The following is a 14,576-nucleotide window of genomic DNA, read 5'->3' on the forward strand; positions in this document are numbered from 1 at the left end:
CGCTCAGCCGGCTGCCACTTCGGCCGGCGACACGATGCTGGTCTTGCCGCCCCGCGAGCGTCCGGAGCTCAGGTATTCGGCGATGGATTCCTGGGTCACCTCGCCGAGGAAGACCCGTTCGGCGTCCATCACCGGCAGCCACGAGCGGTTGAACTCGTACATACGCGACAGCAGGATCCGCAAGTGTTCGTCGTAGGCCGCCGTGGCGTTGAACTCGCGCAGGAACTGTGCGCAAGTACCGGTCTGGCGGTGCAGGTCACGGCGGCGCACATAGCCCAGCGCCTTGTTCTGGGCGCAGGTCACCACCACGTGGCGCCGGTCATGTTCGTCCATCAATTCCAGCGCCTCGGCCACCGGGGTTTCCGGGCTCACCGACGGGGCGTTGTCGGCCGCGTCCTCGGCCTTGACCAGCAGCAGTCGCTTGAGGGTGCTGTCCTGGCCAACGAAGTTGCTGACAAAGTCATCGGCCGGGTGCGCCAGCAGCGTGTCAGGGTGATCGCACTGGATCAGCTTGCCGGCGCGGAAAATCGCGATCTTGTCGCCCAGCTTGATGGCTTCGTCGATGTCGTGGCTGACCATGATCACGGTCTTGTTCAGCGCCCGTTGCATCTCGAAGAACTCGTTCTGGATCATCTCGCGGTTGATCGGGTCCACCGCGCCGAAGGGCTCGTCCATCAGCAGCAACGGCGCATCGGCCGCCAGGGCGCGGATCACGCCGATCCGCTGTTGCTGGCCGCCCGACAGTTCCCGTGGGTAGCGGTGCAGGTACTGCTTGGGTTCGAGCTTGATCATGCTCATCAGCTCGCGGGCACGGTCGTGGCATTTCTGCTTGTCCCAGCCGAGCAGCTTGGGCACCACCACGATGTTTTCCTCGATGGTCATGTTCGGGAACAGGCCGATCTGCTGGATCACATAGCCGATGTTGCGGCGCAGGGTCACCTCGTCGAGCCCGGTGGTGTCTTCGCCGTTGATCAGCACCTTGCCCGAGGTGGGCGGGATCAGGCGGTTGATCATCTTCAGCGTGGTGCTCTTGCCACACCCCGATGGCCCGAGGAACACGCAGATCTCGCCTTCATTGACGGTCAGGTTCACCGAGTCCACGGCCTTCACATCCTTGCCGTTGCTCTTGAAGGTTTTGCTGAGGTTTTGAAGTTCGATCATTTGAGGAGTCCTTTTGGAGTCAGCGAGCGTTGCAGCCATTGCAGGAGCAGGTCGGCGAAGATGGCCAGGAGGCTGACCAGCACGGCGCCGACGATCAGCATCGACATGTCGCTGCGGCTGATGGAAGCGAGGATGAGCACGCCCAGGCCACCGGCACCGATGGTGGCGGCGATGGTCATGACGCCGATGTTCATGACCACGGCGGTGCGCACGCCAGCCAGGATCACCGGCACGGCGATGGGTAACTCGACCATGCGCAGGCGCTGGCCGAAGGTCATGCCGATGCCGCGGGCGGCTTCACGGATGCCCGGTTCGACACCCGTGAGGGCCAGGTAGGTGTTGCGCATGATCGGCAACAGGGAATACAGGAAGACGGCGGTGATCGCCGGCATCGGCCCCAGGCCCTGGCCGAACTTGGAGTAAAACGGCAACAACAGGCCGAACAGTGCAATCGACGGGATCGTCAGCAGCACCGTCGCGCTGGCTTGCAACGGACCGGCCAGCGCCGGGAAGCGGGTCATGAAAATGCCCAGGGGCACACCGATGAAAATCGCCAGGCTCACGGCGATGCCCACCAGCGTGACGTGCTGCCAGGTCAGGTGCATCACTTGCTGCCAATCGAGATGGGAAAAGGCGTTCAACAGTTCCATGGCTTTTCCTCCTCAGGGGATGGGGTGCTGGCGCAGGAAATCGGCGGCAACGGTGGAAGGGCTTTGGTGGTCGACGTCGACCCGGGCGTTGAGCTGGCGCATGGTTTCGTCGTCGAACAGCGCCGCCAGGGGCTTGAGTTGCTCGGCCAGTTGCGGGTGGGCGTCGAGGAATGCCTGGCGCACCACCGGCGCGGCGGTGTAGTCGGGGAAGTAGTGCTTGTCGTCTTCGAGCAACTTCAGCTTGAACGCGTTCAGCCGTCCGTCAGTGGTGTACACCAGGCCGGCGAACACCTGGCCATTGCGCAGGGCGGTGTAGACCAGCCCGGCGTCCATCTGGCGGATGTTCTTGCGGGTCAGGTTCATGCCGTACTGCTCGACCATGCCTGCCAGGCCATCGGAGCGGTTGGCGAACTCGGTGTCCAGCGCCACCAGGTGGTTCTCCTGCGATTCGGCCTGCAACACCGTGTTCAACTGGCTGATGTTGTTGATCTGCGGGTACTGGCGAGCGATTTTTTCCGGCAGGGCCAGGGCGTAGGTGTTGCTGAACTTCGACGGTGCCAGCCAGGCCAGGCCTTTTTTCGCGTCGAGTTCTTTTACCCGGGCGTAGGACTGGGCGCTGTCGAGTTTTTCCGTGACGTGGTTGTAGGCCACCAGCGACACGCCGGTGTACTCCCAGAGCAGGTCCAGTTGTCCGGTTTCATGGGCGCTGCGGGCCAGGTTGCTGCCCAGGCCGCCGGTGATCTGCGCGTCGTAGCCTTTGCTGCGCAGGTATTGCGCGGTGATTTCCGCCAGCAGCGTCTGTTCGGTGAACACGCGTGCGCCAAGGCGGATCACCGGTTTTTCCGCCGCTTGGGCGAACCCGGCCAGCAGCAGGGCGCAGCCCAGTATCAAGCTCAACTTCTTCATGATGATTCCTTTATCCAGCGGCTTCAGGACGCACGCAAACCGCGCTCCAGCCAGAGTCGGCTGGCCAGTGTCACCAGGCCGTCGAGCAGCAGCGCCAGCAGGGCGGTGCAGGCCGCGCCGAGCAACAACTGCGGCTGGTTGTTCAAGGCGATGCCGGGGAAGATCAGGCTGCCGAGGCTGTTGGCACCGATCAGGAACGCCAATGGGGCGGTCCCGACGTTGATCGCCAGGGCCACGCGCACGCCGCCGACGATGATGGGCACGGCATTGGGCAACTCGACCTTCCACAGCACCTGGCGTGGGGTCATGCCGATGCCGACAGCGGCTTCCTTGAGGGAGCCCTGGACGTTCTTCAGGCCTTCATAGGTGTTGCGCACGATGGGCAGCAGCGAGGCGAGGAACAGGGCGAAGATCGCCGGCCCGCTGCCGATGCCGAGGATGCCCAGGGCGATGGCCAGCACGGCCAGGGGCGGAACGGTGTTGCCGATGTTGAACACTTGCATGAAGCGTTCGGCGCGCCCGACCATGCCAGGGCGGCTGAGGGCGATGCCGGCGGGGATGCCCACGATCAAAGCCGCGAACATGGAAGCAAGTACCAGCATCAGGTGGGCTTGCAGGTAGAACAGCAAATCGTCGCGGTAGTGCTGGATCGTATCGATGCCGATCCAGTGGACCAACAGGGCCAGGAGGGCGACGACGACCGCACCTCCCATCAGCCCTTTGCCATAGCGGATAGCCACAGGCGGACTCCTTTGTCTTTCAGTCGGCGCACGTGTTCCCGGGCGGCGTACCTTCATTGGCGGCCGGGAAAGCGTTCGCGGGAAGCAGCTCTTGTCGATGCCGGCCAGCGGCATGTCACGGGAGCCATGGGCGCAGCTTCGTCAGGCTAACTTGCTGATTTTCCAGGCCCTGACGAAAAGCTGTCGCAGGGGGGTGGACGTCTGCGCCGGGCAAAAGGTTCCCAGGTCGGGAAAGATCGGGCCCACAGGGATGCGCTCAACGGTTCGGTTCCTGGCACAAGTTGAGCTATAATCGCCGCCCTTTTTTGTCACCAGCCAGGCGATTTCCCATGACCAAACAGGCCGCCGAAGTCGCGAAACGCCGCACTTTCGCCATTATTTCCCACCCCGATGCCGGTAAGACCACCATCACCGAAAAGCTTTTGCTGATGGGCAAGGCGATTGCGGTCGCCGGCACGGTGAAGTCGCGCAAGTCCGACCGCCATGCCACCTCCGACTGGATGGAAATGGAAAAACAACGGGGTATCTCCATTACCACGTCGGTCATGCAGTTCCCGTATCGCGATCACATGATCAACCTGCTCGACACCCCGGGCCACGAAGACTTCTCCGAAGACACCTATCGCACCCTGACGGCCGTGGACTCGGCGCTGATGGTCCTCGACGGCGGTAAGGGCGTCGAGCCACGGACCATCGCGCTGATGGACGTCTGCCGCCTGCGGGACACGCCGATCGTCAGCTTCATCAACAAACTCGATCGTGACATCCGCGACCCGATCGAACTGCTCGACGAGATCGAAGCGGTTCTCAAGATCAAGGCCGCGCCCATCACCTGGCCGATCGGCTGCTACCGCGATTTCAAGGGCGTGTACCACCTGGCGGGCGACTACATCATCGTCTACACCGCCGGCCACGGGCATGAGCGCACCGAAACCCGGATCATCGAGAAGCTCGACTCCGACGAGGCCCGCGCCCACCTGGGCGACGAGTACGAGCGCTTCATCGAGCAACTGGAGCTGGTGCAGGGCGCCTGCCACGAGTTCGACCAGCAGGCATTCATCGACGGCCAGATGACGCCGGTGTTCTTCGGCACCGCCCTGGGCAACTTCGGGGTCGACCATGTCCTCGACGCCGTGGTCGACTGGGCCCCGCGCCCGCTGGCACGGGTCGCCAACGAGCGCACCGTCGAGCCGGTGGAAGAGAAGTTCACAGGCTTCGTGTTCAAGATCCAGGCGAACATGGACCCCAAGCACCGCGACCGCATCGCGTTCATGCGCATTTGCTCCGGCAAGTACGAAAAAGGCATGAAGATGCGCCACGTGCGCACCGGCAAGGACGTGCGCATCGGCGACGCCCTGACCTTCTTCTCCTCGGAGCGCGAGCAACTGGAAGAGGCCTTCGCCGGTGACATCATCGGCTTGCACAACCACGGCACCATTCAGATCGGCGACACCTTCACCGAAGGCGAAGCCCTGGGCTTCACCGGGATCCCGCACTTCGCCCCGGAACTGTTCCGCCGCGTACGCCTGAAAGACCCGCTCAAGTCCAAGCAACTGCGCCAGGGGCTTCAGCAACTGGCCGAAGAAGGCGCCACCCAGGTGTTCTTCCCGGAGCGCAGCAACGACATCATCCTCGGCGCGGTCGGCGTGCTGCAGTTCGACGTCGTCGCCAGCCGCCTGAAGGAGGAATACAAGGTCGAGTGCTCCTACGAGCCGATCACCGTCTATTCCGCCCGCTGGGTGGATTGCAGCGATAAGAAAAAGCTCGAGGAGTTCTCCAACAAGGCTGTGGAAAACCTCGCGCTGGACGGCGGTGGCCACCTGACCTACCTGGCGCCGACCCGGGTCAACCTGGCGTTGATGGAAGAGCGCTGGCCGGATGTGAAATTCCGAGCGACGCGCGAGCACCACTAAGCGTCAAGTGTCAGACCGAAAACCCGCCGCGAAAGCCGCGGGTTTTTTGTGGGGCTAAAAAGTTGTTTTAACCCTCAGTCATCCGGCAACAAGAAGCGTGCTGACTTTTCGCTGTTGGACACCTCTGGCATGGGTGGCGATGCATTTTTTGGTGTCAGAATTTCAGTGAGTTTCGTACAGAACCTAACAGTTCTGCTAGTGGCTGAAGGCAGGGAACTAAGCTATATATCCCGACAAGACTCATTGTGGCGGTGATTGCCATGTCTGCAAAAGAAGAAAGTGTTCAGGTTATCTATAGCTATGACCCGCTTGACCGGCACACACACACCAAAAACTCGGTCGATACGCGTGTCCAGATATTTTACCGCGGCGACCGTGTCGCTACTGAACTAGCGGGCGATACCGTACGTACGGTATTTGAAGCCGAAAGCGCTGTCCTCGCCCAACAGACCACGAAGGAGGGCGCTCAGGAAACTATGTTGATCGCCCATGATGACAAACGCTCGCCCCTTCTCAACCTAAGGGCGAACGAGGCAGTGCCAGAAACGACGGCATACACCGCGTTTGGCCACAGCCCTGTCGAAAAATCCACGCAGCGGGTATTGGGTTTTAATGGAGAGCGTCCCGATAAAAGTAGCGGTTTCTATTTGTTGGGTAATGGTTACCGTGCTTTTAATACGGTGCTGATGCGCTTTAATAGCCCGGACAATCGAAGCCCGTTTGGCGAAGGAGGTATCAATGCCTATGCGTATTGTGCGGGCGATCCTGTTAATAGGACGGATCCGTCTGGGCATTCCTGGATGTCGCTCTTCAAGGGTATAGCTAATCTTGCTGGACGGCAGAGTCCGACGATGCAGAACGTTGGTAGGTATGCCCGAGTGAAGACCTCCGGGACCCAGTTCAAAATTTATGCAAGGTCATCTGTCAGCGCTCCCTTTGAGCGTATAGGCCGTTTCCCTAGAAGAGCCGGGTTTACGCAAGAAAATATCATTGAACTGGCCAACACTCATAACGCAAAAATGATCGCCAGGGACCAAAAAGTTTTGGCAAAACAGGCGGCCAATCAACGAAGGTCAGCCGCCGCTGCTGCAAGAAGAACAGAAGTAAGCAACAGGATGAAGTCTGATCCGGAAGTTGAGAGGCTTCAGTGGGAATTAGCAGTAGCTGAGGGGGATATTGCCCGCGCCGAAAGTGCGTTTAGATCACGTGGAGGTAGGCTTAATCACGACAATTATTTTACTCCCGAAGAAAATGCCGCGTTTGCTAGACATACACGTGTAACCGATCAGCTAAGCCGTATAAGAGAAATGCATGAGCGCAACGTGCGGCTTTTAGGGGATCTCTGAAATTGACTTCCTGAGTTTGCAAATTCTCCGGGACACCAGGAAGCGGGTTTTTTGTTGTCACTCGATGCACCAGCCGCGTAAGTCTCTGTGGGAGCAAGCCGCCTCCTACTTGATCCCGTGTGCCAGGCTGGGGCCCCTGTGGGAGCGAGCTTGCTCGCGAAGGCGGTGTGTCATTCAAGAGGGATGTTGGCGGATAGACCGCTTTCGCGAGCAAGCCCGCTCTCACAAGGGGCCACAAGGGGCAGGGGTCATAACTGGACGAGATAAGTGTTATTCGAAACCAATCTGCCCATCGACGGCATTTCTGGCCATCTCTGAGCGTCCTAATGGGTGAACCGGTCTGTTCAGCATTGGATTTTCTTGAGCCGTCAGGCCCTGGCTCCATCCGCGAAAGAAGGAATCGGCTATGAACACACTGCTGCGCATGATGTTTTTGTTGAAGGTGTTGGTGATGTTGTCCCTCGGTTCGTCGGCGGCTTGGGCGGAGTGCGACCAGCACGAACAACACGCCTGGAACGGGCAGGTTGGCCAGGGCGACATGATGCTGGCCGCGACCCAGGAGCCCGGCGATCAGGACGATGACGATTCGACCATCGACCAGCCGGACACTGACGACGGTGATGAAGGCGACGAGGGTGACAGCCAGACGTAGCTTTCACCGTTCAGAAAAATTGTGGCGAGGGGATTTACCCCCGCTGGACTGCGCAGCAGTCCCAAAAAAACAGGACTGCTTCGCAGCCCAGCGGGGATAAATCCCCTCGCCACAGCAGACGCGAGCTGATCGTTACGCCGCGCCGTAGAGGAACTGCTCGGCGTAGTGACACGCCACCAGCCGGTTATCGAGCGGACGCAGGGCCGGTTCTTCGGTCTTGCAGCGCTCGGTGGCATACGGGCAGCGTTTGTGGAACGCGCAGCCGGGCGGTGGGTTGAGCGGGTTGGGCAGTTCGCCGACGATCTTGATCTTGGGCTTGTTCGGGTCCGGGTGGATGGTCGGGGTGGCCGACAGCAGCGCCTGGGTGTACGGGTGCAGCGGGCGGCTGTAAATGTTTTCGTTGGGCCCCATTTCCACCGGACGACCGAGGTACATCACCATCACGTCATCGGCCACGTGCTGGACCACCGCCAGGTTGTGGGAGATGAACACGTAGGCGGTGTTGAATTCCTGCTGCAGGTCCATGAACAGGTTCAGCACCTGGGCCTGGATCGAGACGTCCAGCGCCGAGGTCGGTTCGTCCGCCACCAGCACCTTGGGTTGCAGCATCATGGCGCGGGCCAGGGCGATACGCTGGCGCTGGCCGCCGGAGAACATGTGCGGGTAGCGCTGGTAGTGCTCGGGGCGCAGACCCACCTGCTTCATCATGGCCTGGACTTTTTCCCGACGCTCGATGGCCGACAAGCTGGTGTTGATGAGCAGCGGCTCGGCCAGTTGGTCGCCGACTTTCTGCCGAGGGTTGAGCGACGCGTACGGGCTCTGGAACACCATCTGCACGTCTTTGCGCAACTGCTTGCGCTCGGCCTTGTTGGCGCCGGCCACTTCCTGGCCAGCGATCTTCAGGGAGCCAGAGGACGGCTCTTCGATCAACGTCAGGGCCCGGGCGAGGGTGGATTTGCCGCAACCGGATTCGCCCACCACGGCCAGGGTCTTGCCGGCCTCGAGTTCGAACGACACACCGTTGAGGGCGCGCACGGTCGCATGGCCCTTGAACATGCCACGGGACACTTCGTAATGACGGGTCAGGTCACGGGCGGTAAGTACGACGGCCATCACGCCACCTCCTGGTTCAACGGGTAGAAGCAGCGGGCGAGGCTGGCGGTTTTCGGGTCAAGGGCCGGGCGTTGTTGGCGGCAGTTTTCCTGCACGTAGGGGCAGCGCGGCGACAGCAGGCAGCCTTGCGGGCGGTCGTAGCGGCCGGGAACGATGCCTGGCAATGTCGCCAGCCGCTCGGCGCCCATGCTGTGCTCGGGAATCGCCGCCAGCAATGCTTCGCTGTAGGGGTGTGCCGGGATGTCGAACAGCTCCGGCACCTTGCCCACTTCCACGGCCTGGCCGGCGTACATCACGCACACGCGCTGGGCGGTCTCGGCCACCACGGCGAGGTCGTGGGTGATCAGCACCAGGCCCATGTCCTGCTCTTTTTGCAGGGCCAGCAGCAGGTCCATGATCTGCGCCTGGATGGTCACGTCCAGGGCGGTGGTCGGTTCGTCGGCGATCAGCAGCTTTGGCTCGCCGGCAATGGCCATGGCGATTGCCACGCGTTGGCTCATGCCACCGGACAACTGATGAGGGTAGGCGTCCATGCGGCTGGCGGCGCCGGGGATCTCGACTTTTTCCAGCAACTCGATGGCACGCTTGCGGGCAGCCTTGCCGGACATTTTCAGGTGCAGGCGCAGCACTTCTTCGATCTGGAAGCCCACGGTGTAGCTGGGGTTGAGCGCGGTCATCGGGTCCTGGAAGACCATTGCCAGGTCCTTGCCGACGATCTGCCGACGCTGGCGAGCGCTCAGCTTGAGCATGTTCTTGCCGTCGAAGTTCAGCGCGTCGGCGGTGACGATGCCGGGGTGCTCGATCAGGCCCATCAGCGCCATCATGGTCACGGATTTACCCGAGCCCGACTCGCCGACGATAGCCAGCACTTCGCCTTTTTCCACGCTCAGGTCCAGGCCGTCGACCACCGGCACGGCCGTGGCGTCGCCGAAGCGGACGTTGAGATTCTTGATTTCTAACAGTGACATGGGAATCTCCTCAGGCGGCATTCTTGAGTTTCGGGTCCAGCGCATCGCGCAGCCCGTCGCCCATCAGGTTGATTGCCAGCACGCTGAGCAAAATGGTCAGGCCAGGCAGGCTCACCACCCACCAGGCGCGTTCGATGTAGTCGCGGGCCGAGGCCAGCATGGTGCCCCACTCCGGAGTCGGCGGCTGGACGCCGAGGCCGAGGAAGCCCAGGGCGGCGGCGTCGAGGATCGCCGAGGAAAAGCTCAAGGTCGCCTGCACGATCAGCGGCGCCATGCAGTTGGGCAGCACGGTGATGAACATCAGGCGCGGCAGGCCGGCACCGGCCAGGCGGGCAGCGGTCACGTAGTCGCGGTTCAGTTCACCCATCACCGCTGCGCGGGTCAGGCGCACGTAGGACGGCAGCGATACGATGGCGATGGCGATCACGGTGTTGATCAGGCCTGGGCCGAGGATGGCGACGATCGCCACGGCCAGCAGCAGCGAAGGCAGGGCCAGCATGATGTCCATCAGGCGCATGATGGTCGGGCCGAGGATGCGCGGGAAGAACCCGGCGAACAGCCCCAGCAGGATGCCCGGGATCAGCGACATCACCACCGACGACAAGCCGATCAGCAGCGACAGGCGCGAGCCCTGGATCAGGCGCGAGAGCAGGTCGCGGCCCAGTTCGTCGGTGCCGAGCAGGAACTGCATCTGGCCGCCTTCGAGCCAGGCCGGCGGCGTCAGCAGGAAGTCGCGGTACTGCTCGCTCGGGTCATGGGGTGCGACCCAGGGCGCGAAGATCGCACAGAACACGATCAGGATCATGAACAGCAGCCCGGCCACGGCGCCCTTGTTACGGGAAAACGCCTGCCAGAATTCTTTGTACGGGGACGGGTACAGCAGGCTTTGATCGACTGCTACCGAAGGAGTTGGAGTACTCATGGATTTGATCTCAGCGCTGGTGACGGATGCGTGGGTTGGCAAAGCCGTAGAGGATGTCCACGACGAAGTTGACCAGAATCACCAGGCAGGCGATTAACAGGATGCCGTTCTGCACCACGGGATAATCCCGGGCGCCGATGGCTTCGATCAGCCACTTGCCGATACCCGGCCAGGAGAAGATCGTTTCGGTCAGCACCGCACCGGCCAGCAGGGTGCCGACTTGCAGGCCGACCACGGTCAGCACCGGGATCAGTGCGTTGCGCAGGCCATGCACGAACACCACCCGCGACGGCGACAGGCCTTTGGCCTTGGCGGTGCGGATGTAGTCCTCGCGCAGCACTTCAAGCATCGAAGAGCGAGTCATGCGGGCGATCACCGCCAGCGGGATGGTGCCCAGCACGATGGCCGGCAGGATCAGGTGGTGCAGGGCATCGAGGAAGGCGCCCGGCTCATCGGCGAGCAGAGTGTCGATCAGCATGAAGCCGGTTTTGGGTTCGATGTCGTAGAGCAGGTCGATCCGGCCCGACACCGGGGTCCAGCCCAGGCTCACCGAGAAGAACATGATCAAGATCAGGCCCCACCAGAAGATCGGCATCGAATAACCCGCCAGGGAGATGCCCATCACCCCGTGGTCGAACAGGGACCCTCGCTTGAGTGCCGCGATCACCCCGGCCAGCAGGCCCAGGATACCGGCGAACAACAGGGCGGCCATGGACAGTTCCAGGGTCGCGGGAAACAGGGAGCTGAACTCGGTCCATACGCTTTCACGGGTGCGCAGCGATTCGCCGAGGTCGCCGTGGGCCAATTTGCCGATGTAGTCCAGGTACTGGGCATACAGCGGCTTGTTGAGGCCAAGGCGTTCCATTGCCTGAGCATGCATTTCGGGATCGACCCGACGTTCGCCCATCATCACTTCCACGGGGTCGCCGGGGATCATGCGAATCAACGCGAAGGTCAGCAGGGTGATGCCGAAGAACGTGGGGATCAGTAATCCCAGTCGGCGGGCAATAAAACTAAACATCTTAAGGTGTACCTCATCAGCCGGTTAGGCGTGCCCGGCGCCGCTTGGTAAGCGATGCCGGGCGTTTTCTTATCTACTTCACCTGGGTGGTGGCGAAGTTGTTGGTGGTGAGCGGGCTAATCACATAGCCCTCTACGTTGTTGCGCATTGCCGTGAACATCCGGGTGTGGGCCATGCTGATCCATGGCAGGTCCTGGTTGAAAATCACCTGGGCCTGTTCATAGAGCTTGATGCGCTCCTCAGGGTTCACCGAGGCGCGGGCCTGATCGATCAGTGCCTGGAATTTCTCGTTGCACCAGCGTGCATAGTTTTCGCCGTTCTTGGCCGCCTCGCAACTGAGCATAGGCGTCAGGAAGTTATCCGGGTCGCCGTTGTCGCCCGCCCATCCGGCGGACACCATGTCGTGCTCGCCATTTTTGGCGCGCTTGAGCATTTCGCCCCATTCCATCACGCGAATGTCGACCTTGATCCCGACCTTCGCCAGGTCCGCCTGCATCATCTGCGCGCCGAGCATCGGGTTGGGGTTGGTCGGGCCGCCACCGTTGCGGGTGAACAGGGTGAACACGGTGCCTTCCGGTACGCCGGCGTCCTTGAGCAACTGGCGGGCCTTGTCCAGGTCCCGTGGCGGGTTCTTCAGGTCGTGGTTGAAGCCCAGCAGCGTCGGCGGGTACGGGTTGACCGCCACGGTGGCGTTGCCCTTGCCGAACAGCGCATTGACGTAGGCTTCCTTGTCGAAGGCCAGGTCGATGGCCTGGCGCACCCGCACGTCGCTCATGTACTTGTGGCTGGTGTTCATGGCGACGTAGGACACGGTCATCGCGTCCAGCTCGGTGACCTTCAGGTTCGGGTCTTTCTTGATGTTCGGGATGTCATCGGGTTTGGGGTACAGCGCGACCTGGCACTCATTGGTCTTGAGCTTTTGCATGCGCACGTTGTTGTCGGTGGCGATGGCCAGCACCAGGGCATCGGCCGGCGGCTTGCCGCGGAAGTAGTCCGGGTTGGCCTTGAAGCGCACCTGGGCGTCCTTGTTGTAGCGCTGGAAGACGAACGGCCCGGTGCCAATCGGCTTGCTGTTGAGGTCGCCGGCCTTGCCGGCCTTGAGCAACTGGTCGGCGTATTCGGCCGGGTAGATCGAGGAGAAGGCCATGGCGATGTCGGCCAGGAACGGCGCTTCGCGGCGGGTCAGGGTGAACTTGACCGTGTGTTCGTCGACTTTCTCGACGCTTTTGAGCAGCTCTTTGAAGCCCATGCTTTCAAAGTAGGGGAAGCCCACGCTCGACAGTTTGTGCCATGGGTGATTCGGGTCCAGCTGGCGCTGGAAGCTCCAGACCACGTCGTCGGCGTTCATGTCGCGGGTCGGCTTGAAGTATTCGGTGGTGTGGAACTTGACGCCTTTGCGCAGATGGAACGTGTACGTCAGGCCATCGTCACTGATGTCCCAGGATTCGGCCAGGGCCGGAATCACTTCGGTGGTGCCGGGCTTGAAGTCGGCCAGGCGGTTGAAAATGGTTTCTGCCACGGCATCGGCAGTGACTGCAGTCGTGTACTGGACCATGTCGAAGCCTTCCGGGCTGGCTTCTGTGCACACCACCAGGGGCTTGGCCGTGGCGCCAACGGCGACGCTCAGCAGCGCAGCGGCGATGGCTGCACGTAGGGGAATCATGTTCATCGTCAATCCTCTGCAATCGGTTAATGGCAAAAGCCGGGCGGCCGACCTCGTGAGTCGACCGCCCGGTGGAGCGTTAGAGAATGTTGAACGGGATGGTGGTCACCAGGCGGAACTCGTTGAGGCTGCCGTCGGCCTGGTTTTCGCTGGCCCGGTGTGCAGTGTAGGTCGCCCGGATCGCGGTGGCCTTGAGCGGGCCACTCTGTACGGCGTAGGAAGCACCGACGCCGTATTCGTAGTGGTGCTCGCCGTCCATCGCTTTCACATCGCTGTAGCCGGTGCTGTTGTAGTGGGTGCCGTCGATGCCCCAGCCGCGGGCCTGGTAGATGTTGAACTTCAGGCCTGGCACGCCGTATTCAGCCATGTTCAGGCCATAGGCGATCTGGAAGGACTTCTCGTTCGGGCCGTTGAAGTCCGACAGCAGGGAGTTGGCCAGGTAGATGCCGTTGGTTTCATGCAGGTAGTCGAAGTACTCGTTGCCGTTCACTTCCTGGTACGAGAACGTCAGGCTGTGGGCCTGGTGGGTCAGGCCGAACGACAGGGAGTAGGTGTCGTTGTCGATATCGCCCAGTTTGCTTTTGCCCGAGTCCACGGTCTTGTAGTAGTTCAGGCCGGTGGTCAGGCTCAGCACCGAGCTGTCGCCCAGTTCATGGGTGGCGCCGAAGTAGTACTGGTTCCACATGTCTTCGGCCTGGGTCGCCCAGAGGCTGGTCTTCAGGCTGGCCAGAGGCTGGTAGGTGATACCGGCGGTGTTGACGTGATCGGTTTCAACGCTGCTGTCGCCGTATTCGGAGCGGAACTTGCGCAGGCTCTCTTCGGTACGTGGCGAGTTGCGGTCGAAGGTGGCGATGTCGAAGCCGAGGTTCTCGAACTCCTCGCTGTGCAGGCTCACGCCCTGGAAGCTGGAGGGCAGGGCACGGTTGCCGATCACGTCGACCATCGGGCTGCTGAAGTTCTGGCGGCCGGCGGTCAGGGTGGTGTTCGACACGCGGGCCTTGACGTTGGCCAGGCCCAGTTTGCTCCACTGGCCGACGGCGTCGCCGCCTTCGCGGGTCAGGGTACGGTTGTTGCCAGCGCCCGGACGGGTGGTCGGTGCGCCGCCATTGTTGGAGGCCAGGTCCTTGCGATCCTGGTCCAGGGCGATGGCGTTGTAGGCGGCCAGTTCGGTGCTGAAACCGACGGTGCCTTCGGTGAAGCCCGAGTTGTACTTGATGATGGTGCCTTGCAACCAGTTGATACGGCGGTCGGTTTCACGGGCTTCGCCGTTCTTGCGATAGGTGAGTTTCGCGCCCCGCTTGAATTGCTCGTTGGCGTACCAGTTACGGGTCGACCCGGTCACTGATTGCCCATCGATGAACCCCTTGGCTTCGCTTTGTTCACTGCTGGTCTTGAGGGTCACCGGGGTGACCGCCTGGCTTTGCGACTCGGCATACGCCGTCGCGGTCACGCTGCTGATGGCCAGGGCCAGTAACGCGGTGCTGCTCAATTTCATGGGTGAAGCTCCTTTTTTTCTTTCTT

The 14,576-nt window shown here is 61.7% G+C and carries 13 protein-coding genes; 3 read left to right on the forward strand and 10 right to left on the reverse strand.

Annotation, left to right across the window (positions count from 1 at the left end):
* Window positions 1-3: 3 nt before the first annotated feature.
* The 4 genes from V5F23_RS04050 to V5F23_RS04065 are packed head-to-tail and all read right to left on the reverse strand — an operon-like array spanning window position 4 to window position 3,430.
* Window positions 4-1,161, reverse strand: coding sequence for an ABC transporter ATP-binding protein (locus V5F23_RS04050; protein ID WP_042731842.1), 1,158 nt, complete (start codon window positions 1,159-1,161; stop codon window positions 4-6).
* Window positions 1,158-1,811 (reverse strand): ABC transporter permease, encoded by a 654-nt coding sequence (locus V5F23_RS04055; RefSeq protein ID WP_042731843.1) that lies wholly within the window; start codon window positions 1,809-1,811, stop codon window positions 1,158-1,160. Before V5F23_RS04055 ends, V5F23_RS04050 begins: the two co-directional genes overlap by 4 nt.
* 12 nt (window positions 1,812-1,823) lie before the next feature.
* Window positions 1,824-2,717, reverse strand: coding sequence for a glycine betaine ABC transporter substrate-binding protein (locus V5F23_RS04060; RefSeq protein WP_047738336.1), 894 nt, complete (start codon window positions 2,715-2,717; stop codon window positions 1,824-1,826).
* Between the two features lie 23 nt (window positions 2,718-2,740).
* The gene (locus V5F23_RS04065) at window positions 2,741-3,430 is read right to left on the reverse strand and encodes an ABC transporter permease (protein ID WP_185057636.1); all 690 of its coding nucleotides are present in this window, start codon (window positions 3,428-3,430) and stop codon (window positions 2,741-2,743) included.
* 356 nt (window positions 3,431-3,786) lie between these two features.
* On the opposite strand from V5F23_RS04065, the gene V5F23_RS04070 reads away from it, so the two are divergent.
* The 3 genes from V5F23_RS04070 to V5F23_RS04080 all read left to right on the forward strand — a co-directional run bounded on the left by V5F23_RS04070 (window position 3,787) and on the right by V5F23_RS04080 (window position 7,368).
* Window positions 3,787-5,370 (forward strand): peptide chain release factor 3, encoded by a 1,584-nt coding sequence (locus V5F23_RS04070; protein WP_042731846.1) that lies wholly within the window; start codon window positions 3,787-3,789, stop codon window positions 5,368-5,370.
* 260 nt (window positions 5,371-5,630) lie between these two features.
* A complete protein-coding gene (locus V5F23_RS04075) occupies window positions 5,631-6,716 on the forward strand; it encodes an RHS repeat-associated core domain-containing protein (RefSeq protein WP_237614181.1) in 1,086 nt (361 codons plus the stop codon).
* Window positions 6,717-7,122: 406 nt separating this feature from the next.
* Window positions 7,123-7,368 carry a hypothetical protein gene (locus V5F23_RS04080; RefSeq protein ID WP_042731847.1) on the forward strand — a complete coding sequence of 82 codons (246 nt, stop codon included), beginning with the start codon at window positions 7,123-7,125 and terminating at the stop codon, window positions 7,366-7,368.
* Between the two features lie 132 nt (window positions 7,369-7,500).
* Here V5F23_RS04080 and V5F23_RS04085 read toward each other — a convergent pair whose 3' ends face one another.
* The 6 genes from V5F23_RS04085 to V5F23_RS04110 all read right to left on the reverse strand — a co-directional run bounded on the left by V5F23_RS04085 (window position 7,501) and on the right by V5F23_RS04110 (window position 14,550).
* Window positions 7,501-8,481, reverse strand: coding sequence for a peptide ABC transporter ATP-binding protein (locus V5F23_RS04085; protein ID WP_212803415.1), 981 nt, complete (start codon window positions 8,479-8,481; stop codon window positions 7,501-7,503).
* On the reverse strand, window positions 8,481-9,449 hold the full coding sequence (locus tag V5F23_RS04090) for an ABC transporter ATP-binding protein (RefSeq protein WP_042732219.1): 969 nt from the start codon (window positions 9,447-9,449) through the stop codon (window positions 8,481-8,483). Before V5F23_RS04090 ends, V5F23_RS04085 begins: the two co-directional genes overlap by 1 nt.
* Window positions 9,450-9,459: 10 nt before the next feature.
* Window positions 9,460-10,371, reverse strand: coding sequence for an ABC transporter permease subunit (locus V5F23_RS04095; RefSeq protein ID WP_042732218.1), 912 nt, complete (start codon window positions 10,369-10,371; stop codon window positions 9,460-9,462).
* 10 nt (window positions 10,372-10,381) lie between these two features.
* Window positions 10,382-11,392 (reverse strand): ABC transporter permease subunit, encoded by a 1,011-nt coding sequence (locus V5F23_RS04100; protein ID WP_030139822.1) that lies wholly within the window; start codon window positions 11,390-11,392, stop codon window positions 10,382-10,384.
* A gap of 73 nt (window positions 11,393-11,465) precedes the next feature.
* Window positions 11,466-13,061 (reverse strand): ABC transporter substrate-binding protein, encoded by a 1,596-nt coding sequence (locus V5F23_RS04105; RefSeq protein ID WP_042732217.1) that lies wholly within the window; start codon window positions 13,059-13,061, stop codon window positions 11,466-11,468.
* Between the two features lie 73 nt (window positions 13,062-13,134).
* A complete protein-coding gene (locus V5F23_RS04110; protein WP_047738316.1) occupies window positions 13,135-14,550 on the reverse strand; it encodes an OprD family porin in 1,416 nt (471 codons plus the stop codon).
* Window positions 14,551-14,576: the final 26 nt, after the last annotated feature.

The organism is Pseudomonas sp. WP18 (assembly GCF_036689585.1).
Taxonomy (GTDB): Bacteria; Pseudomonadota; Gammaproteobacteria; order Pseudomonadales; family Pseudomonadaceae; genus Aquipseudomonas; species Aquipseudomonas chlororaphis_E.

What these genes read in the sequence shown, in the direction of transcription:
- V5F23_RS04050 (WP_042731842.1), bottom strand. Translation starts at nt 1,161, where the DNA reads ATGATCGAACTTCAAAACCTCAGCAAAACCTTCAAGAGCAACGGCAAG.
- V5F23_RS04055 (WP_042731843.1), bottom strand. Translation starts at nt 1,811, where the DNA reads ATGGAACTGTTGAACGCCTTTTCCCATCTCGATTGGCAGCAAGTGATG.
- V5F23_RS04060 (WP_047738336.1), bottom strand. Translation starts at nt 2,717, where the DNA reads ATGAAGAAGTTGAGCTTGATACTGGGCTGCGCCCTGCTGCTGGCCGGG.
- V5F23_RS04065 (WP_185057636.1), bottom strand. Translation starts at nt 3,430, where the DNA reads ATGGGAGGTGCGGTCGTCGTCGCCCTCCTGGCCCTGTTGGTCCACTGG.
- V5F23_RS04070 (WP_042731846.1), top strand. Translation starts at nt 3,787, where the DNA reads ATGACCAAACAGGCCGCCGAAGTCGCGAAACGCCGCACTTTCGCCATT.
- V5F23_RS04075 (WP_237614181.1), top strand. Translation starts at nt 5,631, where the DNA reads ATGTCTGCAAAAGAAGAAAGTGTTCAGGTTATCTATAGCTATGACCCG.
- V5F23_RS04080 (WP_042731847.1), top strand. Translation starts at nt 7,123, where the DNA reads ATGAACACACTGCTGCGCATGATGTTTTTGTTGAAGGTGTTGGTGATG.
- V5F23_RS04085 (WP_212803415.1), bottom strand. Translation starts at nt 8,481, where the DNA reads ATGGCCGTCGTACTTACCGCCCGTGACCTGACCCGTCATTACGAAGTG.
- V5F23_RS04090 (WP_042732219.1), bottom strand. Translation starts at nt 9,449, where the DNA reads ATGTCACTGTTAGAAATCAAGAATCTCAACGTCCGCTTCGGCGACGCC.
- V5F23_RS04095 (WP_042732218.1), bottom strand. Translation starts at nt 10,371, where the DNA reads ATGAGTACTCCAACTCCTTCGGTAGCAGTCGATCAAAGCCTGCTGTAC.
- V5F23_RS04100 (WP_030139822.1), bottom strand. Translation starts at nt 11,392, where the DNA reads ATGTTTAGTTTTATTGCCCGCCGACTGGGATTACTGATCCCCACGTTC.
- V5F23_RS04105 (WP_042732217.1), bottom strand. Translation starts at nt 13,061, where the DNA reads ATGAACATGATTCCCCTACGTGCAGCCATCGCCGCTGCGCTGCTGAGC.
- V5F23_RS04110 (WP_047738316.1), bottom strand. Translation starts at nt 14,550, where the DNA reads ATGAAATTGAGCAGCACCGCGTTACTGGCCCTGGCCATCAGCAGCGTG.